This window comes from Bacillus sp. SRB_8 (assembly GCF_003264205.1).
Lineage (GTDB): Bacteria > Bacillota > Bacilli > Bacillales > Bacillaceae_G > Bacillus_A > Bacillus_A mycoides.
Genome location: NZ_NADT01000026.1, coordinates 86,032 through 108,760 on the forward strand (window position 1 = coordinate 86,032; position 22,729 = coordinate 108,760).

A 22,729-nucleotide genomic window follows, 5' to 3' on the forward strand; every position below is an offset into this window, starting at 1 on the left:
CTTTTTTGTTTTATCTTTTTTTGAGAATAACGGATTTCCGATTAGAATATGATGTTAATACTGGAGCGAAGGTGAAAAAAACAATATGGAAAGAGGTGTTTAAGGGTGGAGCGAGATGAGGTTTATTTACGAGCTAAAAAAAGGGTAGAGAATTTACAAGCGTTTTATATTCATTTAACGGTCTATATACTAGTGAACTTAATGCTTTTTATTATAAATATAAGCTCTGATTCAAGTAAATTATGGTTTTTATATCCACTTGCAGGTTGGGGGATTGGTATCGTTATACACGGATTGACAACTTTTCCATTTGGGATATTCGGAAAAGAGTGGGAAGAACGAAAGATTAAAGAATATATGGAGAAAGATAAGTAAATTTATTTCTGGAATGTATAAATATAAATCTCTGTGATCAAATGTTTGAGGCGAAGTCTATTCTATAGCTTCGCCTATTTGCTTTGTATTCGAAGTTTGTGCGAGTGAGTATTCATATTCATTTTTTTAGCAACAATTGCATGTGAAATCAAAACTTTATTTGTAGTACATAATAAATACAGTTGTTTTACTTTTTTTATTACATGTGGATATAGGATGAAGTTGCTTTATTACCCTATATTAAAATAAAAATAAACCACTGTTCGATTTGAATATTCCACGATATAATGGTGAGAGTTTATGACAGAATAAATATTTACATAAGAAGTGAGGTACTGTATGAAAAAAAGAACGACAGACATTATTTTTATTATTATTGGTGCATTTCTTTTTGCGTTAGGTGTGAATTTGTTTGTTATTCCGAACGAGTTTGGTGAGGGTGGAGTAACAGGTATCACGATTATTACGTACTATTTATTTGAATGGTCACCAGGTTTAGTTAACTTAATTTTAAATGCGATTTTGTTAATAGCTGGTTATAAATTTTTGAATAAGATTACAACAATTTATACGATTATCGCTGTAGTTACGAACTCGCTATTTCTTCATTTAACAGAAGGATGGACAATTGCTTCGGATGAAATGCTCGTAAATGCCATTTTCGGAGGAATATTTATTGGATGCGGGATTGGTCTTATTATTCGCGTTGGCGGAACAACAGCAGGTACTACCATCTTAGCAAGGATGACGCATAAATATTTAGGATGGAGCATTAGCTATGGTTTACTGTTCTTCGATTTAATTGTTGCGTTTTCATCTTATTTCATCATTGGTGCAGAAAAACTGATGATAACAATTATTATGCTATATGTAGCAACGAAAGTGATGGAGTTTGTAATTGAAGGTTTAAATCCGAAAAAGGCTATTACGATTATTTCTGATAACCCGAATGAAATTGCCGGGAAGGTGACTACCTTAATGGGCAGAGGGGTTACCGTGTACTCAGGTCATGGCTATTACACGAAAACTCCGAAGGAAATTCTTTATATTGTTATTAATAAGCAAGAAGTAGTGAAGCTAAAACGGATTGTTCAAACTACGGATCCGGCTGCGTTCATCGCTATACACGATGTTCGTGATGTGTTCGGAGAAGGATTTGTTGATATTTCTAAAGCTTAGTAAGAGTAGAAATTGTTTTTATTAAAATAATCTTAATACTAAAACGAAAGAATCTATTTTGAATAATTTTTTTCAAAATAGATTCTTTTTATTTATCTTAAAATGTTGGCTTGTAGCGTATTATGTATCAACTCTTATTCAAAAAAACTAATAGCAGTTTGTTTTTCTTTTTCTTGCAAAAAGTACAATTGTTTCTTAATGTAAGAATGTAGAAGGATGAACAAGAGAGGGTTTAATGAAGATGATACATATTTTATTAGCTGATGATGATAAACATATTAGAGAGTTATTGCATTACCATTTACAAAAAGAGGGCTTTAAAGTTTTTGAAGCGGAAGATGGAAAGGTAGCGCAAGGCGTTTTAGAGAAAGAAAATATTCATCTTGCGATAGTAGACATTATGATGCCGTTTGTTGATGGCTATACGTTATGCGAAGAAATTCGGAAGTATCATGATATACCTGTTATTTTATTAACTGCAAAAGATCAGCTAGTCGATAAAGAAAAAGGATTCATTTCTGGTACGGACGATTATATTGTAAAACCATTTGAACCAGCTGAAGTAATTTTCCGTATGAAAGCTTTATTGCGCCGTTATCAAATGCTTAGTGCTGATATTATTACATTACACGGAACGACTATTGATAGAAAAGGGTTTGAAGTGAAGTGTAACGGTCAGACGATTTTGCTTCCATTAAAGGAATTTGAATTATTATCACAACTTGCTAGTTATCCTGGAAGAACATTCTCGAGAGAAGAATTAATTGAATTAGTATGGGGAATGGATTTTGAAGGGGATGAACGAACAGTTGACGTTCATGTGAAGCGACTGAGAGATCGTTTTTCAAAACGAACAGATGATTTTCAAATTACGACAGTGCGCGGGCTCGGTTATAAGTTGGGGTTGAAATAAAATGAAATCACTATATTCTAGATTTGTTTTTATGACAGTCGGTATTATGCTTCTTAGTAGTATTATCGGTTTTTTATTAACGAACGTATATTATCAAGTGAAGTTAAAACCGTACAATAGTGAAAAGATTTTAATGTATGCTAAAGAAGTAAAATCATTATATGAAAAGCAAAGTGAAGAGAATAAAGAGGCATACTTACAGTCTATTGCGAAGTTAGGGTATGAAATTTATATTGTAGATGACGAAAATCATGGAAAGCGTATTGGGAATGCGTTTCGTAAGATAACAATTAGTGATGATACCGTTCATAAAGTATTGCAAGGTGAAACGTTTAATGGCGTTTCCACATATCCAACGCGCCTCTTTATTACAGGATTTTTCGATAATGAATTAATTAATAGTGTCGGTGTACCGCTAAAACACGATGATAAACAGTACGCTTTATTCATTCGCCCTGATATTCAGCAACAATTTGGTGAAATGAGAATTTTTCTAGCGGTATTACTTGGTTTCATTGTTGTATTAAGTATCATTTTTATAGCGATCGCAGCAGGGTATATTGTTCGTCCTATTCGAACATTTACGAAAGCGACTCAAAAGATTGCAAGTGGTGAATATGATATCGAATTAGATGAAAATCGAAAAGATGAAATTGGTACACTAGCGACTAATTTTCAAAAGATGACAAAGAGCATTAAAGAATTAGACCAAATGAGACAAGAGTTCGTTTCTAACGTTTCTCATGAATTCCAATCTCCACTTTCTTCGATACAAGGCTTTTCGAAAACATTACAATCGGAGAATATGAGTGAAGAGGAAAGAAAACGTTACTTGAAAATTATTGAGGGTGAAAGTAAGCGGATGTCTAGTTTATGTAAACAGTTACTTACGCTTGCTTCATTAGATAAAGAAGAGAAGGTTTTACAGATAAAAGAATTCAATCTGCAGAAGCAAATTAAAGACGTCATTTTTATGCTCGAATGGAAATGGCGTGAAAAAGATATAGCTGTTGAATTTGATGTACCGGACATATTTATAGAAGGTGATGAAAACCTACTACATCAAGTATGGAGTAATATTTTTACGAATAGCATTAAATTTTCAAACGATGGCGGGACGATTGAATTTGTTGTAGAAGAATTAGAATCCGGTATTGTCATTTCTATATCAGATAACGGAATCGGTATGGAAAAAGAAGAAATGGATCGTATATTTGATCGTTTTTACAAAGTAGATACGGCAAGGGCAAGAAACATGGAAGGTAGTGGTTTAGGGTTATCGATCGTGCAGAAAATTGTTGAACTTCATAATGGAAACGTTTCGGTATATAGCACGAAAGGGGAAGGGACGACTGTTCGGGTGGAGCTTCCGAAATAGATGGAAAGGAAGAGGCTGTTTTTAGAACAGCCTCTTCTTATTTTTGTCAATTGGTCAATATATTATCACTTACGTGTAAAGTGATAAAAAGTTGTTTAAAAAAATGCGAGTCATTCTATTTCACAATTGGGTCAGTTTGTGGAATAAGATTAGCAGGAAGTTTATTTAAAAATGTAGAATCTCTACAGAGTTATAAGGATTTTATTGAAACTTTAACTATTTAGGGAGGCGATTACTTTGAAACGAATTGACTTGTTTTTAAACGGACTAGATTCCACATTCGATAAAGAGAGTTGGTATGCACCGTTTAAACATGCTATAGAAGGACTTACAGCCGAACAGGCTATCTGGAAACCATATGGAGAGGCAACTAAAACCATTTGGGAGAACGTTAATCATCTCATTTATTACAAAGAGAGACTTGCTGCAAACTTGGAAGGCCGTGAATGGACACATAATCTCGACGGTGATGAAACCTTTTATCTTACCGAGCAATCAAATGGTGATAAGGAATGGAAGGAGGTCGTTGAACGTTCTGAAAATGCTCAACGTAATTTAAGACAGGTATTGAGTGCAATTTCAGAAAAAGAGCTTGAGCAAAATTCACTTGAGGGGAAATTACTGGACATTATGCTTCATGATGCTTATCATACAGGTCAAATTATTCAATTAAGGAAAATGCAGGGGTCTTGGCCATCAAATCGATAATTGAACGTTTTAGTTGGTGCTATTGTTATATTTTTAGTGAGGTATTTTACATTCAAAATTAAATAACTATAATTATAACCCCGTCCCAAATTTAGAACGGGGTTAAATTTGTTCCTGCTATAAAGTCGCACCTTTCCCGCGCTCTACTTTAAACCGAACTTCAAAAGTATCCGCTGTAATTTCATCAGCTTTCGGCAAAGCCCGTAATTTCGGATGAAGTAGCCATACGAGAGAAATAAATAAAATACCGATGCTAGCGAGAGCGAAAATGAGTTGGCTACTAAATACATTTGCGGTGTATCCACCAATTAAAGAACCGAACGGCATAGCAATTTTTCCCATACTTCCTATGACTGTATTGATGCGTCCGATATATTGATTTGGAATTACAATTTGACTAATTGTCGCGAATAATATGTTGGTCGCACCAATTGGAATCCAAGCTAGGCCGAATAAGATAATAGAGAGCCATTGAAACGGTACAATCGTAGAGAGAAACCAAAAGATAGCGCCAGTCGCAAAGCCAATAATAGAGACACGGCCAACGTTACGTTTGCCAACCCATGAACTGAATAATGCACCGATGAGACTACCTGCTGATATAGCAGCTAAGAAGAAGCCATATGATTTCACGCCTCCTAAAGAATCAGCGAAAGAAGGGAGTATTGCCATTGTCATACCAATTGAAAAATTAGCGACTACTGAACCGATTAAGAATACGCCCATTAATGAACGAAAGACGATGGAAAAACCTTCTTTTAAATCAGAGAAATATTGTTTAGTTGAAAGTGATGTATTGGTTTCTGCTTGCTGTGGCATTTTCAATGAAAAGAACAAAAGGGCAGTAATCGCGAATGTAAAAGAGTCGATTACGTATAAAGTGATTGCGCTAAGTAGTGCTACTAATATGCCAGAAAGAGTCGTACAAATTAAGTCAATGCCTTGATACGCAAATGAAAAGAGAGAGTTTCCTTTTAATAATTGTGTTTTATGCAGTAGAAGTGGTAAAGCTTTCGATTGTGCGGGATAGGCAAATTGTTCGATAAAGGCTACGATGGGCATGATGATGAGTAGTAGTTGGACTGTTAGTAGGTCGAAGTAGTGTGTAATGGGAATGATTAAAATAAGAATGCATTGCAAAATTTGTGTAATGACGAGGGTGTTTTTGATTGACCATCTATCAACGAATGGACCGGTAAGAAATTGAAGTGTAGAAGGTAATAACGTAAGAAAACCAGCCAATCCAGAATAAAAAGGATTACCACTCAGCTTGTATACGAGCCACATCGCGGCTACATAATACAAGCTATCTCCTATGTTTGTAAAAATTCTCCCTAAAAACATTAAGAGGAAATTCCGGTTTTTCAATATGTCCATTTAATCTACTCCTTTATAATAAATTTATTCGGTAAAATAAATTTGACCGTTTATCCCGCATTAACGGGCAGTAAGACCCCCATCTCAAAATTCAGCGGAAGCAAAGAAGTTAGGTGGGGGGGATCAACTGCCCGTAAAAGCCCGATTGGTTCAACTAATAATCAGTGGGGGATGAACAAAACCCCCCCACTGATTAAAGTTTCACTTTATGTAAAAAAAATCGTATTATGATTTTTCTTCTTTTTTAACAAAGCGCTGCATTGCTCGCTCGTCGATTTGAAGTGCAGTAGTAGAAATGTAATAAGATTTACTATTTGGATCTTTATCCGCGTCTTTTGTGATTTCGTTTAATTCAGCCATTAATCCATGAAACTTTTTCACCCACACTTGAAATTGTTCTGGCGTAGCATCAAATTCCCAGCAGGATGAAACGTAATTCCACTCAGCTGGGTCTTCGCTTACTTTTCGTAATGTAAAAGCTTCTTCTGGCGCAGCGAGAATATGGCTTTTCGTCATTTCCGTCATTTGTAAAAAGATTTGGCGACTTGATTCGCTTAATATTTCTAAATGAGGTAATAGGTTCGCGGCAGGGGTGAAGCCTTTAGCGACAGATTGATAAAACTTTTGAACGATGCCATTCTTTTCTTCTGTATACACAATTTCTATAAAACCATTCTTTTCTAATTCTTTTAAATGATAATGAATTTTCGCCCTTGGAATGCCGAATTTCTCAGATAGTAGTTGTCCTGTATAAGGACGTTCACATAGACGCATCATCATTTCGACACGTAGTGGATCGCTTATTGCTTTTAGTTGGCTATAAGTAGTTAGTGTTAACATGGGCTTCAAATGATCAACTCCTCAAATTAAATTACTCGGTCAAGATTATTTGACTGAATTGTATCAAGGATTTTAATTGTTTTCAATACTTTCTGAAAATTTAATTTTCATTCTGTAATCTTCTGTTCATATTCCGTTCATATTTCTTTTTTATGATAAGTGCATAGAAAGAAAGAGGAAGGAGCGAGCGAAATGTTTTTAGCTCTGCGTGAATTAAAACAATCAAAATTAAGATATGGATTAATCGGACTTATTATGGTGTTATTATCATTTTTAGTCCTTGTCATTTCAGGATTAGCAAATGGATTATCATACGATAATGCTTCATCGATTCAAAATATGGAGGCAAATAAGTTCGTTTTAGCAGATGATGCGGAAAATAAATTACTTCGTTCACAAATTAAGAAAGACGATGTAGATAACGTAGTAAGTCAAGTAGGCGAGAAAGAGGCAGTGCCGTTTCGTGTGAAAGTTTCAACGTATGAAAAGAAAGATAGTTCGAAAAAAGTTGATGTCGCTATTTTCTCAAGTGAACGTGATTCATTTTTAGAACCGAAAATTGTAAAAGGTGAGAAATTAGGTACAGCAAATAACGAAATGGTTGCTGATGAATCAATTAAAGAAAAAGGAATTGATATTGGGGATACAATTATCGACCCTGTTTCAAAGAAAGAATTTACAATCGTTGGATTTACGAAAGATCAAATGTTTAGCCATACACCAGTCGTTTATGTAAATGAAGATGTATGGGGCGCTATCTCACAACCAAATCAAAAAGATTATAGTGCAATTGCACTGAATACAGATAAAGAAATTAAAAATGCACATGTTATCGACAAAAAAGAAGTACTGCAAAGTATTCCAGGATTTAAAGAGGAGCAAGGAACATTAACGATGATCATTGCATTCTTACTTGTTATCGCTGCGTTACTAATCGGTGTATTCTTCTACGTCATTACATTGCAAAAAACACAGCAATTAGGTGTATTAAAAGCAATCGGTACGAAGAATTCTTATTTAGCAAATAGCTTAGTCGTGCAGGCGTTATTCTTATCAGTCGTTGCGATGGTAATCAGTATTGTTCTTGTACAAGGATTAGAACAAATTTTACCAGCGGGTATGCCGTTCTTATTAACAACACCGATGATTGCACAATATGCAGCAATCTTTATCGTAATTAGTATTTTAGGAACACTTATTTCGTTATACCAAGTATTAAAAGTTGATGCATTAGAAGCAATTGGAGGCGGGATGTAATGACTTCATTATTAAAATTAGACAAAGTAAGTAAAGTGTACGGAGAAGGGAATACGGAAGTAACAGCCCTTCATCCGATGTCGCTTGATGTGAAAGCTGGAGAGTTTATCGGAATCGTTGGTCCTTCTGGATCAGGGAAAAGTACGTTATTATCAATCGCGGGTGCTTTATTATCACCATCAAAAGGGGATATTTACATTCGTGAGCAAAATATTACGAAGTTATCAGAAAAGGAAATGACAGACATTCGTTTGAAAAAAATCGGCTTCATTTTCCAGTTCGCAAATCTTGTTCCATATTTAAATGTTAAAGAACAATTGCTTTATATTGCAAAGTTAAAAAAAGACAGCAAACAAGAATCGGAAAAACGTGCGGATCACTTGCTAGCAGCATTTGGATTATCTGAAAGAAAAACTCATTATCCAAATCAACTATCGGGCGGGGAAAAACAAAGGGTAGCAATCGCTCGCGCGTTCATGAACAATCCGGATTTAATATTAGCGGATGAACCAACGGCAAGTTTAGACTCAAAACGTGCACGTGAAGTTGTGGAAATGATGAAACGTGAAGTGAAAGAGAGTCAAAAAGCAGCAATTATGATTACGCATGATGAAAGAATGCTTGATGTATGTGATCGTATATTGACGCTTAGAGACGGGCAGTTAATATAAAGAAAAAAGGCCAACCGTACATATATGTGCGGTTGGCCTTTGTATGGTTATTTTAAAATAGTTATAATAGCTTTATTTTGAGAAGAACGTTTTAATTTTATTTCGTGTTACTAATAAAAGTCCACCTAAGACAGATAACATTCCTAAAGGCACGTTACTTGATTGCTCACTACCAGCGTTAGGAAGTTCTCTAGCACTGTTTTTCGCTGGAACAGTAGTATTGTTATTGTCTGTTTGCGTTTGTTTCGATTGTGATACTTCATTAATTTTGTTATCTACATTTTGCTTCGTTGTATGTAACTCAGCTAATTTGTCATCAATTTTTTTCTCAGTATGTTTAAAATCGTTTATTTTAATATCTAAGTCTTGTTTTTTCTTTGTCAAATCGTCTGAAATAGTTTGTTTCGCTTGTTTCATTTCGTTTATTTTATTTAGTAAATCTTGTCTAGCTTCTTGTAATTCAGCTAGTTTGTTTTTTACATCTTGTTTAGCTAGTTCTAAGTTAGCGGAAAGACTATCTAAATTGCCTTTAATTTTCTTAAGTTCCTCTAACGTGTTACCTGTATTCGGCTTATTTTCTTTAATTTCAGCTAGTTTGTCCTCAGCAGTTTGTTTCGCTTTTTTTAACTCAGCTAATTTTTCATCTACCTGTTTTTTTACTTCCTTAAGTTCATTAACCTTCTGATCGATGTTTTCTTTATGCTGCTTAATTTCATTCACTTTTTCATCGACAGTTTGTTTATGTTCTTTAATCTCATTAACCTTTTCATCAACAGTTTGCTTATGCTCTTTAATTTCAGCAACTTTTTCATCTACTTGCTTTTTATGCTCTTTAATTTCAGCGATTTTATCTTCGGCGATTTGTTTGTCTTGCTGAAGTTTTGCATCTAACTCTTGTTTATGTTGTTTAATCTCGCCAATTTTTTCATCTGCAACTTGTTTACGTTCATGTAGTTCATTTACCTTTGTATCAACATTCTCCTTAACTTGGTTAAGTTCATTTAATGTTTGATCCACATTTTCTTTGTGCTGCTGTAATTTCGCATCTAACTCTTGTCTATGTTGCTTAATTTCAGCTAAGCGATCTCCCGTACTTTGCTGGGGAGTAGCTTCATTTACTTCTGCATGAGTAGGGGTAGATCCCGCAATCATTGCTAAAGCTAGTGTAGAAGCAGCGATTGTTTGTTTTGTTTTCATATTTTTGTACCTCTTTTCTTTCATATACATGAGCTGTTTTGTGTAAAATTGAGCATATAGAAGTAGATTATTTTATTATTATATACCATGTTCGGCGCCTAGAGGAAGTATTTGCATAATAATCTATGATTATGTAATTTTTAAATTCGCTTATTTATTTCATAGAGTAGGGGAGTTGATTAGCTTTTGGGTGTTCCCTCAAGGTTGAAAGCTAGTCTTGCAAAAAATACGAAGGAGTGTGATGTTGTCCTAACTCAAATGAACTAAAAAATATTCTGTTTAGAAAGGGAGCGGCAATGCTATCGTTATTGAAATATATTATGAAAATGTTCCTGGTGAAAAGGAGGTTTAGAACAAATATTAATAATAAAAGGGTAGGAAACATATACCCTTTATAGTTAAATACAGCCTTTCATAATCTATGTTGAATCAATTGGAAGATTCATGGAAAAGTGTTATGGTTTATTTGGGAGCTGCACATTATTTATGTTCAGTAAAAAAGGGGGATTAAAGTGGGGGCTAAAATTTTTAACGGCAGGCATATAGCCAATAGCAAGGATCAAGAATTTGTTGTTTTTATTATTGGTATGCGTATTAATAACCTATTAAAATTTTGGAAGTGGATACCAGTTTTTAATGCTATGGGACCTATGATTAAAGAATTATATCAAAATCCACAATGGGGTTTCTTACATACAGAATTCTTATTTAGTTGGAGAAAAGTAATCTTAATTCAATACTGGAAGGGATTCGACGAATTAGTAAACTATGCTCACGGAAAAAATCATTCATATGCTTGGAAATCCTACAATAATAAGATTAAAGATAATGGGAGTGTCGGTGTTTTTCACGAAACCTATCAAATAGAAAAAGGTGCTTCTGAAGCAATCTATGTTAATATGCCAAAAACAGGTTTATCTAGAGCTACCGAACACATACCGGTATCTCAAGATACTAATACTGCTCAAAAAAGAATGAATAAATAATTCGGAAAATTTCGTATATAATTTCGATGTTCCTGCCGGAGAATATACAAAGTGTCGGAGTGTTAGCAGGCTGAAAACTTGACAAAAAAACTCATTTATGCTATAATTTACCAATATAAAAATAAAGTGTATAATAGGGTTCTCCTGGCCAGGGGGACCCTATTTTTGTTGTGAAAATGAAGGAGTGTATGTGCGTGAAACAAGGTGAATCAAGTGTAACATCGTTAGTATCAGCTTTCGGAAGGGCGTATCATAGTGAATTTGATAGTTCTAAAATCTTTGATGATTATGTAGCTAAAGATCTTATTTCACAAAAAGAACGTAATGATATTGAAACGAACATGGTTCAAGGAATACATTTTTTCAATAAAGACATTGCACAGCAGTTTCAAGACAATCCGAAAGAAATTTTAAAATGGATTACACAAGTTCAATTATCACCAACACCTTTGGCACGCGCGGCATATTGTGAACGAGTATTACTACATGAAGTTACTTTAGGGGCAAAACAATACGTCATACTCGGTGCAGGCTTAGACACGTTTAGTTTTAGACACCGAGAATTAGAAAATAAAATAGAAATATTTGAAGTGGATCATCCTTCTACGCAAGAGTTTAAAATACAAAGAGTGAAAGAAGCAGGGCTTGAAATCCCAAGCAATCTTCATTTTGTTTCAATGGATTTTACTAAAGATTTCTCGGAGCAAAAATTAGTAAATGAAGGATTTGAAAATAAAAAGACTTTCTTTAGCCTTTTAGGTGTTACGTATTATTTAATGAAAGAGGAACTTTCCAGTTTAATAGAATATTTATTCGAGATAGTTCCAGCAGGAAGTTCTATCGTTTTCGATTATCCTGATGAAAATTTATTTACGGAAAAAGGATTATCCAATCGAGTTGAAAATATGATAAAGATGGCTGAGATAGGCGGAGAGCCGATGAAATCGTGTTTTTCTTATATCGAAATGGAAGCACTGTTAGAGAAGGTGGGCTTACTCATTTATGAGCACTTATCACCAGAGGATATTAATAAATTATATTTTGAGGGACGAAACGATTATTTAGAAGCTTTTGAGACGGTGCATTATGTACATGCGGTGAAGAAGTAGAGAATTAGTAGGCATGGGGAGGGATCTCTGTGTCTTTTTTTTTGTAAAAAAGGAAATGAGGTGTAGTGATGGGAAGTAATAAGCATGTTGCTATTGGAAGTAGAGGGATTGTGAAGAATAATTTAAATGTTTATATAGGGGGAAGTGCACATCGTTACCCAGCTAATAAAAATGGGTTACCCAAAAACGATAAAAATGATTAGAGACCCTGATTTTTATACAGTCAAAAAATCAGGGCTATTTTTAAAGGATTAAGGATTATTGAGTAAGTAATAGTTAATTGATTGTGCCAGTATTTTTATTCTTCACTAATAAAGGGAGCAATTATTTTTTTTTCATAAGAAGATAACACGATATTCGTTGATGGTGTACCATATTGCATTGTATCATCAATAAATTGTTCTAAACTTTCTACAGAATACGTTGCTAATTTGACAATATAGCTAATTTCCCCTGCTACTCTGTAACACTCAAGTACATCTGGATGATTATAGCAAAAGTTAGCTAATGATTTACAATCCTTTGATTTAAACAATATAAGTGCAGAAATTGGACGGTTTATTTTTTTTAGAGAAACATGTGCATGGTAACCTTCAATAATTTTTTGCTCCTCTAACTTCCGTACTCGCTCAGTTACTGACGGAGCAGATAAGTGAACGGCTTCTGCTAGATCCTTCATTGAAATTTTTGCATTTGACTGTAATAATCCCACGATTTTTTTATCAATTTGATCCATAAATTATCCAACCTTTTTTTATAAAATAGAATAACCTAAATTCCTTATATAATAAAGCCAAACAATCGAATATCCTTATTAAACTCATTTATCAGCCTTATATATTTGTATAAAATAAGGATAACAGGAGGCGATTTACGATATGAAAAAGGTTTTATTATTATTAGCTGATGGATTTGAAGCAGTAGAAGCTAGTGTATTTACAGATGTACTAGGTTGGAATAAATGGGAGGGAGATGGATCAACTGAGGTCGTAACAGTTGGCCTTCGGAATAAATTAACCTGTACTTGGAATTTTACTGTCATACCCGAAAAAACGGTTGATGATATTCAATTAGATGAGTTTGATGCATTAGCTATTCCAGGAGGTTTTGAAGAAGCTGGTTTTTATCGGGATGCATATAGTAGAGAATTCTTACATGTTATTCAACATTTTTATGCCAAGCAGAAGCCTATTGCCAGTATATGTGTCGCATCATTAGCGCTTGGAAAAAGCGGGATTCTTACAGATAAAAAAGCCACCACATACAGTCATCCAACGAGTAAACGAAAAGAGCAGTTAAAGAATTTCGGTGCAATAGTACAAAATGATTTAATCGTTCAAGATGGAAACATTATTACATCTTCAAATCCAGGTACAGCTTTTGATGTTGCATTTTTATTACTTGAAAAACTAACATCTAAAAAGAACGTTAAACATGTAAAGGATCTTATGGGGTGTTAGGCATTGCTCTTCAACAAAGGGATACCTGGAGTATTTTAAAATATCTTAACGAACATGGTCCAAAAGAGTGGTCATCTAATTGGGTGATTGCTCCAGATAAAAGAGAATGGAAATAATATGTAATAACAGATGGTAATGAATCGATCAAAGGTAAGTGCCCTTTTCATGCATAATTTAATAAAAAGAATAATAATTGATTAAAATAGGAGAATTTTTATGATTGTAACACTCTTTACATATATATTGTTAGGTTTATCTTTATCAATACCTGCAGGTGCTATGACTGTCCAAATGACTAAACAAGGAATGAGAAATGGTTTCGTACATGGTTGGTTTGTAGGTATAGGAGGAATGACTGTAGATTTATCTTTAATAGTTCTGATTTATCTAGGGTTCTCTAGTGTATTAACCAATCCGTGGGTAGAAGCAGTTATGTGGTTACTAGGTTTTGGGTTTTTAATGTTTATTGGAATAGAAAGTATTAAAGAAGCAAAGTCAGAAGTTAACATAGAGGGAGAAGATCCTAATAAATCTTTATTAACAGCTTATTTATCTGGTTTTATGATTGCTATATCACCGGCTAATATTGTCTTTTGGATAGGGGTCTTTGGGCCGGTTCTAGTTTCTTCATTAGGTAATGCAAGTACATCAACATTTATATTAATAGCTGTAGGTATTTTATTAGGTATCTTTATGCATGATATGGTCTTATTAAGCTTTGTTCATTTTACTAGAAAGTTTCTAAATCCAACCTTTATTAAATGGGTATCTATATTTGCCGCAATAGTACTATTCGGATTTAGTGGTTATTTTGGTTACGAGTTTATAAAACAAGTAATTACTTTTATTTAAAAAGCATAACTTTTATAAACTTAAATATGGCGGTTGTAATGTAAATGAAAAAGATACGCATTTTAAACCCAAACGCAACGTAATTGTAAATATGTTATATTACGTAGGTATCCCCTTAGGAATTCTTTGATTTCTAGGGGAGGGTTAAATTCCTTACATATAGCCTTTAGAAAAAGAAACAACCTCTACTATAATTGACGGTGTATGAACTTAGCTTGATAGCGATGGGGTAATTGCACATATCTATTAGCTGAAAATATTAACTAAATTCAAGAGTAAAAAGCGCTATTCTTACTAAAAGAATAGCGCTTTTTTATTATTTTAGTATGATTTCATCTGAATGTATTGGAAATTTCTCCTGCAAAAGTAGTAGAATTTTTATTTGAATTTACTACTTCAGTTGGATTTATCATATTTCAATTTCGATAGAATAGTAAATAGGTATATTGGATATGGAGATAAATTACAATGATTATACATACTTCAGATTTAGAATTACAGTAACTACTTAACTAATAAAGAAAGGAATAAGCAGAATGATACAGAACATATATGAAACACATTTACATGTAAGAGATTTAGAAAAGGCGATAGATTTCTATCAAAATAAGTTAGGGTTAGCATTAGCAAGAAAACTATCGAAAAGAAAAGTGGCTTTCTTTTGGGTAGGAGAAAGTAAAAAGCAAATGCTTGGGCTATGGGAAGTACATAATATTGAGGATTTTGAGATGAAACACTTTGCTTTTGGTGTAGATTTAGAATTTCTAAAGACTTCTAAATTATGGTTAGAGAATCGTGGAATAGAAGTGGTGGGAAGCCAAGGGAAAGAAAATCAAGAGCCAATTGTCCAAAGGTGGATGCCAGCTGCAAGTGTATACTTTCTGGATTGTGATGGGAATAAATTAGAGTTTATTTCTATGTTACAAGATAATCCGGATGAATTAGAATATGCATCTTATTTAAGTGAATGGGATGCGGAGCACCTGGCTAAAAAACAGGATTCGTTCAACGAAAAAGTAAATATCAAGCACAAGAATTAATTGCTTTATGTGTATGGCTTAGTCGTACTCCGTTCAGCGGTACACTTTCTTCAACAAGTTTCAGCTAACCTTTGAACTCAAAAGATACGTTCAGTACAAAAAATTGCTATTGGAAGTAGGGGATTATGAAAAAAAATTCAATGTTTATATAGGGGTAGTGGCGGCTGTAAGCATTTTTACCCTTTCAATTGTTTTTCTATATTTTAACCCTTACAGCAATCAAACACTTAATAAGGAACTATATATCACTGTATTTTTCATGTTTTTGCTTCCTTCTTTTTTGCAGTAATTGCAGCAGTTGCTAGGAAAAAAACTTTTATGATTGTTTGTAGTATTTGGTTGTTACCAGGAACTCTTTATTTTGGTGTAGCGGTGATTCTGGGTGTTTGGAATTTATATATTTTATTTCTAAATTGTTTATTGTGTATCTATTGTTTGGATGGAAAAGGGGTGAAGAGTCTAATGAAGCGAGAACTATCGAAATTAGCGGATGTACTAGTCAATCATTCGACTAAAGTGCAGCCTGGTGATCATGTGTTAATTCAAAGTGTTACTGAAATTGATCCCGCAGTAGTTCGTGAAATTATTAAGTCTGTGGAAAAAGCAGGGGGATATGCGCATGTATCAATGCGCGATGTTTCTGTTACAAGGCAATTAATTCTATCAGGATCTGAAGAACAATTTAAGTTATTTGCAGATTGGGAATGTTATCGCTTAAGTAAGATGCAAGTATATATTAATCTCCGTAGCCCTAGAAATGCATATGAATTAGCAGATATACCATCAGAAAAAATGAAATTATATCAAAAGATATTTGGAAAAGCTCATAGTGAAGCAGTGTATAAAACGAGATGGGTGACAACTCGAATTCCGAATGCAGCTTCTGCGCAAGAAGCGAATATGAGCACTGAGGCCTATGAAAAATTTTATTATGATGTATGTACGTTAGATTACAATAAAATGTCGAAAGCAATGAATCCGTTAAAAGAATTAATGGAAAAGACAAAGCAAGTTAGGATTATTGGAGAAGGTACGGATTTGAAGTTTTCAATTGAAGGAATTGGCGTTTTAAAAGGAGATGGAACGGATAATATACCTGATGGTGAAGTGTATACAGCACCTGTCAAAGATTCAGTAAATGGAGTAATAACATTTAACACAGTATCCGTTCAACAAGGTTATGCGTTTCAAAATATAAAGTTACATATGAAACAGGGGAAAATAATAGATGCATATGCAAATGATACAGAGCGAATGAATCGAATTCTTGATACGGATGAGGGAGCAAGATATATTGGAGAATTTGCACTAGCGTTTAATCCTTATATATTACACCCGATGAATAATACGTTATTTGATGAAAAAATAAATGGTAGTTTTCATCTAGCAATTGGAGATTCGTTACAAGGTGCAGACAATGGGAATAAATCAGCGATACATTGGGATTTAGTAAACATTCAAAGACCGGAGTATGGCGGGGGTGAAGTTTGGTTCGATGATGTACTAATTAGAAAAGATGGGCGTTTTATTTTACAAGAGTTGTTCGGATTAAATGAAGAGAATTTAAAAAGGTAAAGTGCTTTATTGAAATTGTGTAAAGGAGATTAAAACCCGCCATAACAAACTAAAAAATTCATTGTATAAAGTTACATTTATTTAATGTAAATGATAGCTAGATTGGCGCGGCTCGGTAATTGTTGAGTGAAATAAGCCAAAATCTCTTGAAAAACACTTGATTTTTTACTACATCAATCTTTACAATCCCTCCATATAATGTGAATAGAACTAGCACTTATTTAGAAGCCTTTGAAACAGTGCATTATGTACATGCGGTGAAGAAGTAGAGGATTAGTAGGCATGGGGAGAAATCTCTGTGTATTTTTTTATGCGTATTTTTAATTTTAAAAACAATTTATAAAAAATATTTTACAAATTGCAAGAAATAAATTACGATTATCTCAAGAGGTGTTACTATTGTTACATAATAAAATTGTAGTTTGTCGAGCAGAAAAAGGTTGGACTCAAGAAGAACTGGCAACAAGAGTGGGAGTTAGTCGTCAAACTATCGCTACTCTTGAAAAGAATAAATATAACCCTTCTCTAATTCTTGCCTTTAAAATCGCAAATGCATTTGAAAAGCCGTTAACCGATGTATTTGATTATCTAGAGGAGTGATACATATATTGTTGTTAAAAATTTTATTATTTGTTTTATTAGTGATAAGTAAGATGTACGTAATAAAATTTCAATCAAGTGATGAAGCAAATGACGAAAGAGGAAGAGAAATTCTATATAAAACAAATAATGTTTTGTATAATATTCTATATTTAGGTATCATTTCCATTATTGTTTTACAATTAATTGATATTATTCCTTTGAAATTTCTACCTGATTTGTTGTTATATTTTGCGCTTTTATTAAGTGTGTTAGGCAGTATTTTTATATTTATCAATAGAAACAGGAAAAATTACTAATATGTATTAAGTATTTTATCTTGTTCTGTTAGGAAATTGAACAACATGTTTCTTTAAAAAGTGAAATTTCTATTTTAAACATGAAGGAATATAGTTAAACTAATAGCTGTGTTTATTTAAGTAGGCTACATAAAATAATTAATCTTCTTCATAAAAAATTAAGGAATCCAAAATAAAACCCACACATTTTAATCAAAATGTGTGGGTTTCTTCTTTTTATAAAATAAATATTTGCAGCAATACTTTGGTCAAATTTTAATTAAAACTAAAATTCACCTTTTCTATTATAAATTTTTGTAGTGTGGAAATATAGCTATTAGATCACCAAACTAGTATTTTTGGGGCATTAACTTAAACAATAAATAACTTCATGTCTATCTTGTTGATGAAATTCATTGCCCTCGGATAAAGGATAGTAAAACCCCTGAATAATTAGTTTTATTGATTTTTATTACAATTTTGTAAGGTTAAGTAATAAAAATCGATAGAACGGGATATTAGAATGGGATACTCTGATTGATGAGTAGAATATTCTGAAAAAAGGGGTGGAGCAAATGAAGAATAGAAAAAAAGCATCGATAATATGCAAAAGTATTTTATGTTTAATGATTTGTATATTCATTACGAATGAAGCATGGTTTACAAATGTGGTGAGGGCAGAATCAGGCACGTTGACTGATAGGAGTATAGAGGATTTCAAAAAAAGCTGGATGAACAGGTCCCAAAATGGCAGGAGAATTATGGGGTACCAGGGGTTGCAATAGGGATTGTACATGAGGGGCGTATTGCTTATACACTTAACTACGGTTATGTAGATAAAAAGACAAAAAAAGCGGTGAGTGATGATACTTTGTTTCAAGCTGGTTCCATATCTAAAAGCCTTACAGTGTGGGGAATCTTGCATCTTGTAGATGAAGGTCGTTTATCACTAGATGATCCCGTTGGAAAATATCTGACCAAATGGAAATTACCTAATTCAGAGTTTAATAATAATGAAGTCACGATAAGAAGATTATTAAGTCATACAGCAGGACTGTCTGCACATAAAGGATACCTTGGGGTTGCACCAGGGAAAAATCTTAATTCTATTGAGGAGTCTCTGTCTGGAAAAGGTTGGCTTAATGAACAAGTGGAGGTTACCAATAAACCAGGTTCAGAAACAATTTACTCTGGTGGCGGATATACAATTTTACAACTTGTAATTGAAGAGGTTACCGGAATACCTTTTGATCGTTATATGGAAGAACAAATTATGAAACCTTTAGGAATGAAATCTAGTTCATTCTTACAACGCCCTGAAAATCATAACCTTTCGAAAGCTTATGGATATTTTGGAGAGGAGCTCCCTAGTTACCAATTTACCGAACAGGCTGCTGCAGGTCTCAAGACAAATGTTACGGATATGATGACATTGATACTTGCAAGTATGGATACAAATAATAAAGGAAATGGTGTCATCAAAAGTGAACGTGTTACGGAAATGCAAAAGCCAGTATTAGGGGAGAATGGTTTAGGTATATTTGAAAAAAAACTATCTAATCAATGGAAATTACTTTATCATTCTGGTGACAATCGAGGCTGGCATTCTTTTTATGGTTTCATTCCTAATACAAAGGATGGATTGGTAATCCTTACAAATGGTGAAGGTGGTATAGACTTACGACAGGATATTTACCACGCATGGATGGAATATGAAACTGGAAAATTACCTGAAAGTTACTTCTCTCTAGCTGAGCAGAGAAAAAACAACTCTATTACATCAATTGTTATTGGAGCCACACTTGGTTTATATTTGCTGCTATTTGTGATTAGATTGTACAAAGGGAGAAGAACTTTCATTTTTAAGCACGAGAAGAAACCTTACATAAGATTAGTGGTTAGGGTATTTTTACTTATTATTACTGCTATTCTCGTTTTTTGTGCTGCCTATTTGTGGAGAGTTTTTAGTTTGAATTCCGGTAATACAATAAATTTTATTCTAATAATGGCATGGATTATAACATTATTAATTAGTGGATTTTTCCCGAAAGTTAGAAGTAATAAAAAACAACGTATGAAACTAAAAGATTTAACATCAAAATTTACATTTATGTAATGTTAAAGGCTAGAAAGCTGGATTGGCGCGAATTTCGAATTGTGGAGTGCAATGAAAAGACAAAATCTCTTAAAAAACACTTAATTTTTTACCCAATCTACCTTTACAATCGCTCCCTATAATATGAATTGGACAAGCACCTAAGAGAAAGCAGAACATGTCAGTTTCTACATTCTGTTATTAGGGGGGAGAGTTTGAGTGAAAAAGACAGTTGCTTCGTTAGCAGTTATCGCGGCACTATTGCCGACGTTTTCAGTGCATGCGGAAGGAAAAGAGCAAGTCCGAAAATCAGCTACAACTTTTAATGTTATTAGTGATATTCAAGGGGATTTAGGGGATTTTGATCACGTATTAAAAGATATGAACAAAGTGACACCACTTTCTAGAGCGCTTATTATGAATGGGGATATAACACCAACTGGACAGCAGTCACAATATGATGATGTAAAGCGCGTGCTAAACAAAAATAAGCATCCGGAAAATGTATGGTCAACTGTTGGGAATCATGAATTTTACGCTGGTAAATGGACAGCTGATGGGAAACTCTCTCAAAATACATGGCCAAATGGTGTAACGGAAGAGACATTGTTTAATCGATATTTAAAATTTAGCGGACAAGATAAGGTATATCATAAAAAAGAATTAGATGGTTATCCGCTTTTATTTTTAGGAACTGAAAAATATATGAAATACCACGATTCAAAAATGTGGGATGAAGTATATATGAGTGATGAGCAATTAGGATGGTTAAAACAAAATTTAGAAGAGTATAGTCAAAAAGATAAAAATAAGCCGATTTTCATTTTCTCTCATCACGTTTTACCTGATACAGTATCTGGATCAAGACAAAATCCATATTTACAAGATTATTTAAACGTTGATAAATTGTACGATATATTAAAAGACTATCCGCAAGTAGTTTTCTTTACGAGTCATACACATTGGGATTTAAACTTACCAGATTGGGCTGGTAAAAAGAAAATTACAGGCGGAGATGAAAAAGGATTTACGGTTGTAAATACGGGCGGAATTGAAACTGGTTGGATGTCGGCTGGACCAAATGGTGGCGAGAAGACTGCGCCGGATGGATCTTCTTTTAAACAAGGGTTGCAAGTGAAAGCATATGGTAACGATGTTGTCGTAACGGCTTACGATTATAAACGTGATAAAGGTATAAAGAACTTATTAATTAGTGATGCAAAAATTGCACAAATGGCACCAGATGTAACGGCTGATGATAGTAAAAACGTAATCGTTGGTGCAACAGAGTATATGGAGTACAATGTAGAAGGAACGAATGAGTGGTACACGTACAATAAAGCGAATCCTCCAAAATTTGATGGGAACAAAATTGTATACGTACGCCATAAAGGCGAAATGAATTTAGAGCCAGGATTAACGCAGCTTCTTCGTTTTTCGGTAAATAAGTGATTGGTAAGGGCCTACTTCTTAATGAGTGGGCTCTTTTTATTTTGTCGTTTTTTATCGGCAAGTCGATATATTTTAAGTATCGGTCGATATAATTTGAGAATCGCTGATATAAATTTCATGTACCGTATTGAAGTTAAAATCGTTAATGCAATTTCATGCACCGAAACGAAATTCCCTACATTTTTAATCCAGAAAGGTGACTTCATCATTTTTCCATGTAATAATAGTATGGTTACATTTACTGTGAAAGAGTATAAAAGGAGCGTTATTGATGAATTTAGCTAAATTTCCGAGAAAAAAATATACAGAATCATATACACCAATTGAAAAGTTAAACAATTTTTCAGAAGTACTTGGTGGGCCGACTATTTATTTTAAACGAGATGATTTACTTGGTTTAACAGCTGGCGGTAATAAGACGAGAAAGTTAGAGTTTCTAGTTGCGGATGCACAGGAAAAGGGTGCAGATACGTTAATTACAGCTGGTGGTATTCAGTCAAACCATTGCCGTCTAACACTTGCAGCTGCGGTAAAAGAAAAAATGAAATGTATTCTTGTGTTAGAGGAAGGGCTTGAGCCAGAAGAAAAGCCAGACTTTAACGGAAACTATTTCTTATATCATTTATTAGGTGCTGAAAACGTAATTGTTGTACCAAACGGAACAGACCTTATGGAAGAGATGCATAAAGTAGCGAAAGAAGTCAGTAAAAAAGGAAATACACCATATGTCATTCCAGTTGGTGGATCGAACCCTACTGGCGCAATGGGATATATTGCTTGTGCGCAAGAAATTATGGCTCAGTCATTTGAGCAAGGAATTGATTTCAGTTCAGTTGTTTGTGTAAGTGGTAGCGCTGGTATGCATGCTGGTTTAATTACTGGTTTTTCCGGAACACAAAGTAAAATTCCTGTAATCGGAATTAACGTAAGTAGAGGAAAAGCGGAGCAAGAAGAGAAAGTAGCAAAACTTGTAGATGAAACTTCAGCTCACGTTGGTATCCCAAACTCTATTTCACGCGAGGCAGTTACATGCTTTGATGAATATGTAGGACCAGGATACGCGTTACCGACGCCAGAAATGGTAGAAGCAGTTCAATTACTTGCGAAAACAGAAGGTATTTTACTTGATCCAGTTTATACAGGTAAAGCAGTAGCAGGATTAATTGATTTAATTAGAAAAGGCAAATTTAATAAAGAAGACAACATTTTATTCGTACATTCAGGTGGTTCACCAGCTTTATATGCGAATACGTCTCTATTTGCGTAAGTGTAAAAAGCATTGGGTATCCAATGCTTTTTGTTTTGAATTAATGTTGAAATTTGATACAATTTCGTGAATATGCGATGATTTTTCAACATTCAACGGTAAACAACGATATATAAAGGA

General features: G+C 33.9%; 22 protein-coding genes and 2 pseudogenes. 20 read left to right on the top strand and 4 right to left on the bottom strand.

The window, feature by feature from the left end:
• Positions 1–105: 105 nt before the first annotated feature.
• From B5P40_RS22140 to B5P40_RS22165, 5 genes are all read left to right on the top strand, one after another.
• Positions 106–375 carry a 2TM domain-containing protein gene (locus B5P40_RS22140; protein ID WP_000438998.1) on the top strand — a complete coding sequence of 90 codons (270 nt, stop codon included), beginning with the start codon at positions 106–108 and terminating at the stop codon, positions 373–375.
• A gap of 339 nt (positions 376–714) precedes the next feature.
• Positions 715–1,554, top strand: a complete 840-nt coding sequence (locus tag B5P40_RS22150; protein WP_000747487.1) for a YitT family protein — start codon at positions 715–717, stop codon at positions 1,552–1,554.
• A 235-nt stretch (positions 1,555–1,789) separates the two neighbouring features.
• Entirely contained in the window at positions 1,790–2,467 is a 678-nt protein-coding gene (locus B5P40_RS22155; RefSeq protein WP_172796643.1) for a response regulator transcription factor, read from the top strand.
• A gap of 1 nt (position 2,468) precedes the next feature.
• Positions 2,469–3,845 carry a sensor histidine kinase gene (locus B5P40_RS22160; RefSeq protein WP_113709878.1) on the top strand — a complete coding sequence of 459 codons (1,377 nt, stop codon included), beginning with the start codon at positions 2,469–2,471 and terminating at the stop codon, positions 3,843–3,845.
• Positions 3,846–4,082: 237 nt separating this feature from the next.
• A complete protein-coding gene (locus tag B5P40_RS22165; protein ID WP_113709879.1) occupies positions 4,083–4,553 on the top strand; it encodes a DinB family protein in 471 nt (156 codons plus the stop codon).
• 117 nt (positions 4,554–4,670) lie between these two features.
• On the opposite strand, the gene B5P40_RS22170 is transcribed toward B5P40_RS22165, so the two are convergent.
• Both B5P40_RS22170 and B5P40_RS22180 read right to left on the bottom strand, forming a co-directional pair.
• The gene (locus tag B5P40_RS22170; protein WP_113709880.1) at positions 4,671–5,930 is read right to left on the bottom strand and encodes an MFS transporter; all 1,260 of its coding nucleotides are present in this window, start codon (positions 5,928–5,930) and stop codon (positions 4,671–4,673) included.
• A gap of 225 nt (positions 5,931–6,155) precedes the next feature.
• Positions 6,156–6,779: an ArsR/SmtB family transcription factor gene (locus B5P40_RS22180; RefSeq protein WP_113709882.1), complete on the bottom strand. Its 624-nt coding sequence runs from the start codon at positions 6,777–6,779 to the stop codon at positions 6,156–6,158.
• 183 nt (positions 6,780–6,962) lie between these two features.
• On the opposite strand from B5P40_RS22180, the gene B5P40_RS22185 reads away from it, so the two are divergent.
• Positions 6,963–8,027, top strand: a complete 1,065-nt coding sequence (locus B5P40_RS22185; RefSeq protein ID WP_000477779.1) for an ABC transporter permease — start codon at positions 6,963–6,965, stop codon at positions 8,025–8,027.
• On the top strand, positions 8,027–8,698 hold the full coding sequence (locus B5P40_RS22190; RefSeq protein ID WP_002168026.1) for an ABC transporter ATP-binding protein: 672 nt from the start codon (positions 8,027–8,029) through the stop codon (positions 8,696–8,698). The genes B5P40_RS22185 and B5P40_RS22190 overlap by 1 nt, the downstream gene beginning before the upstream one ends.
• 72 nt (positions 8,699–8,770) lie before the next feature.
• On the opposite strand, the gene B5P40_RS22195 is transcribed toward B5P40_RS22190, so the two are convergent.
• Positions 8,771–9,895, bottom strand: a complete 1,125-nt coding sequence (locus B5P40_RS22195) for an LPXTG cell wall anchor domain-containing protein (RefSeq protein WP_113709883.1) — start codon at positions 9,893–9,895, stop codon at positions 8,771–8,773.
• Between the two features lie 512 nt (positions 9,896–10,407).
• Between B5P40_RS22195 and B5P40_RS22200 the strand changes: the two genes are divergently transcribed.
• The 3 genes from B5P40_RS22200 (at position 10,408) to B5P40_RS33720 (ending at position 12,193) form a co-directional block, all read left to right on the top strand.
• Positions 10,408–10,881, top strand: coding sequence for a DUF4188 domain-containing protein (locus B5P40_RS22200; RefSeq protein WP_002128099.1), 474 nt, complete (start codon positions 10,408–10,410; stop codon positions 10,879–10,881).
• Positions 10,882–11,069: 188 nt separating this feature from the next.
• The gene (locus B5P40_RS22205) at positions 11,070–11,990 is read left to right on the top strand and encodes a class I SAM-dependent methyltransferase (protein ID WP_113709884.1); all 921 of its coding nucleotides are present in this window, start codon (positions 11,070–11,072) and stop codon (positions 11,988–11,990) included.
• Between the two features lie 68 nt (positions 11,991–12,058).
• A complete protein-coding gene (locus B5P40_RS33720; protein WP_016127259.1) occupies positions 12,059–12,193 on the top strand; it encodes a hypothetical protein in 135 nt (44 codons plus the stop codon).
• Positions 12,194–12,288: 95 nt separating this feature from the next.
• Here B5P40_RS33720 and B5P40_RS22210 read toward each other — a convergent pair whose 3' ends face one another.
• Positions 12,289–12,726, bottom strand: a complete 438-nt coding sequence (locus tag B5P40_RS22210) for an Lrp/AsnC family transcriptional regulator (protein WP_000372086.1) — start codon at positions 12,724–12,726, stop codon at positions 12,289–12,291.
• A gap of 142 nt (positions 12,727–12,868) precedes the next feature.
• Here B5P40_RS22210 and B5P40_RS22215 point away from each other — a divergent pair, with 142 nt between their 5' ends.
• From B5P40_RS22215 to cuyA, 10 genes and pseudogenes are all read left to right on the top strand, one after another.
• Positions 12,869–13,450: a DJ-1/PfpI family protein gene (locus B5P40_RS22215; protein WP_113709885.1), complete on the top strand. Its 582-nt coding sequence runs from the start codon at positions 12,869–12,871 to the stop codon at positions 13,448–13,450.
• A 216-nt stretch (positions 13,451–13,666) separates the two neighbouring features.
• Positions 13,667–14,302 carry a LysE family translocator gene (locus B5P40_RS22220; RefSeq protein ID WP_113709886.1) on the top strand — a complete coding sequence of 212 codons (636 nt, stop codon included), beginning with the start codon at positions 13,667–13,669 and terminating at the stop codon, positions 14,300–14,302.
• Positions 14,303–14,838: 536 nt separating this feature from the next.
• Positions 14,839–15,294: pseudogene (locus B5P40_RS22225) on the top strand (VOC family protein); the annotation flags it as partial.
• Between the two features lie 510 nt (positions 15,295–15,804).
• Complete coding sequence (locus B5P40_RS22235; protein WP_113709888.1) at positions 15,805–16,917, top strand: aminopeptidase; 1,113 nt, start codon at positions 15,805–15,807, stop codon at positions 16,915–16,917.
• 399 nt (positions 16,918–17,316) lie between these two features.
• Positions 17,317–17,517, top strand: a complete 201-nt coding sequence (locus tag B5P40_RS22240) for a helix-turn-helix transcriptional regulator (protein ID WP_000903048.1) — start codon at positions 17,317–17,319, stop codon at positions 17,515–17,517.
• Between the two features lie 5 nt (positions 17,518–17,522).
• Positions 17,523–17,816 (top strand): hypothetical protein, encoded by a 294-nt coding sequence (locus B5P40_RS22245; RefSeq protein ID WP_113710072.1) that lies wholly within the window; start codon positions 17,523–17,525, stop codon positions 17,814–17,816.
• A 554-nt stretch (positions 17,817–18,370) separates the two neighbouring features.
• Positions 18,371–19,911: pseudogene (locus B5P40_RS22255) on the top strand (serine hydrolase domain-containing protein).
• A gap of 198 nt (positions 19,912–20,109) precedes the next feature.
• Positions 20,110–21,342 (top strand): DUF4073 domain-containing protein, encoded by a 1,233-nt coding sequence (locus B5P40_RS22260; RefSeq protein WP_113709890.1) that lies wholly within the window; start codon positions 20,110–20,112, stop codon positions 21,340–21,342.
• 21 nt (positions 21,343–21,363) lie between these two features.
• Positions 21,364–21,627: a hypothetical protein gene (locus B5P40_RS22265; protein WP_113709891.1), complete on the top strand. Its 264-nt coding sequence runs from the start codon at positions 21,364–21,366 to the stop codon at positions 21,625–21,627.
• Positions 21,614–22,609 carry a D-cysteate sulfo-lyase gene (gene cuyA / locus B5P40_RS22270; protein WP_003190388.1) on the top strand — a complete coding sequence of 332 codons (996 nt, stop codon included), beginning with the start codon at positions 21,614–21,616 and terminating at the stop codon, positions 22,607–22,609. Before B5P40_RS22265 ends, cuyA begins: the two co-directional genes overlap by 14 nt.
• Positions 22,610–22,729 lie beyond the last annotated feature (120 nt).

Excerpts from the sequence above, each read along its gene's own strand:
- B5P40_RS22150 (WP_000747487.1), top strand. The coding sequence starts at position 715 with ATGAAAAAAAGAACGACAGACATTATTTTTATTATTATTGGTGCATTT.
- B5P40_RS22155 (WP_172796643.1), top strand. The coding sequence starts at position 1,790 with ATGAAGATGATACATATTTTATTAGCTGATGATGATAAACATATTAGA.
- B5P40_RS22160 (WP_113709878.1), top strand. The coding sequence starts at position 2,469 with ATGAAATCACTATATTCTAGATTTGTTTTTATGACAGTCGGTATTATG.
- B5P40_RS22170 (WP_113709880.1), bottom strand. The coding sequence starts at position 5,930 with ATGGACATATTGAAAAACCGGAATTTCCTCTTAATGTTTTTAGGGAGA.
- B5P40_RS22185 (WP_000477779.1), top strand. The coding sequence starts at position 6,963 with ATGTTTTTAGCTCTGCGTGAATTAAAACAATCAAAATTAAGATATGGA.
- B5P40_RS22190 (WP_002168026.1), top strand. The coding sequence starts at position 8,027 with ATGACTTCATTATTAAAATTAGACAAAGTAAGTAAAGTGTACGGAGAA.
- B5P40_RS22195 (WP_113709883.1), bottom strand. The coding sequence starts at position 9,895 with ATGAAAACAAAACAAACAATCGCTGCTTCTACACTAGCTTTAGCAATG.
- B5P40_RS22205 (WP_113709884.1), top strand. The coding sequence starts at position 11,070 with ATGTGCGTGAAACAAGGTGAATCAAGTGTAACATCGTTAGTATCAGCT.
- B5P40_RS33720 (WP_016127259.1), top strand. The coding sequence starts at position 12,059 with ATGGGAAGTAATAAGCATGTTGCTATTGGAAGTAGAGGGATTGTGAAG.
- B5P40_RS22210 (WP_000372086.1), bottom strand. The coding sequence starts at position 12,726 with ATGGATCAAATTGATAAAAAAATCGTGGGATTATTACAGTCAAATGCA.
- B5P40_RS22215 (WP_113709885.1), top strand. The coding sequence starts at position 12,869 with ATGAAAAAGGTTTTATTATTATTAGCTGATGGATTTGAAGCAGTAGAA.
- B5P40_RS22220 (WP_113709886.1), top strand. The coding sequence starts at position 13,667 with ATGATTGTAACACTCTTTACATATATATTGTTAGGTTTATCTTTATCA.
- B5P40_RS22235 (WP_113709888.1), top strand. The coding sequence starts at position 15,805 with ATGAAGCGAGAACTATCGAAATTAGCGGATGTACTAGTCAATCATTCG.
- B5P40_RS22265 (WP_113709891.1), top strand. The coding sequence starts at position 21,364 with ATGAGTGGGCTCTTTTTATTTTGTCGTTTTTTATCGGCAAGTCGATAT.
- cuyA (WP_003190388.1), top strand. The coding sequence starts at position 21,614 with ATGAATTTAGCTAAATTTCCGAGAAAAAAATATACAGAATCATATACA.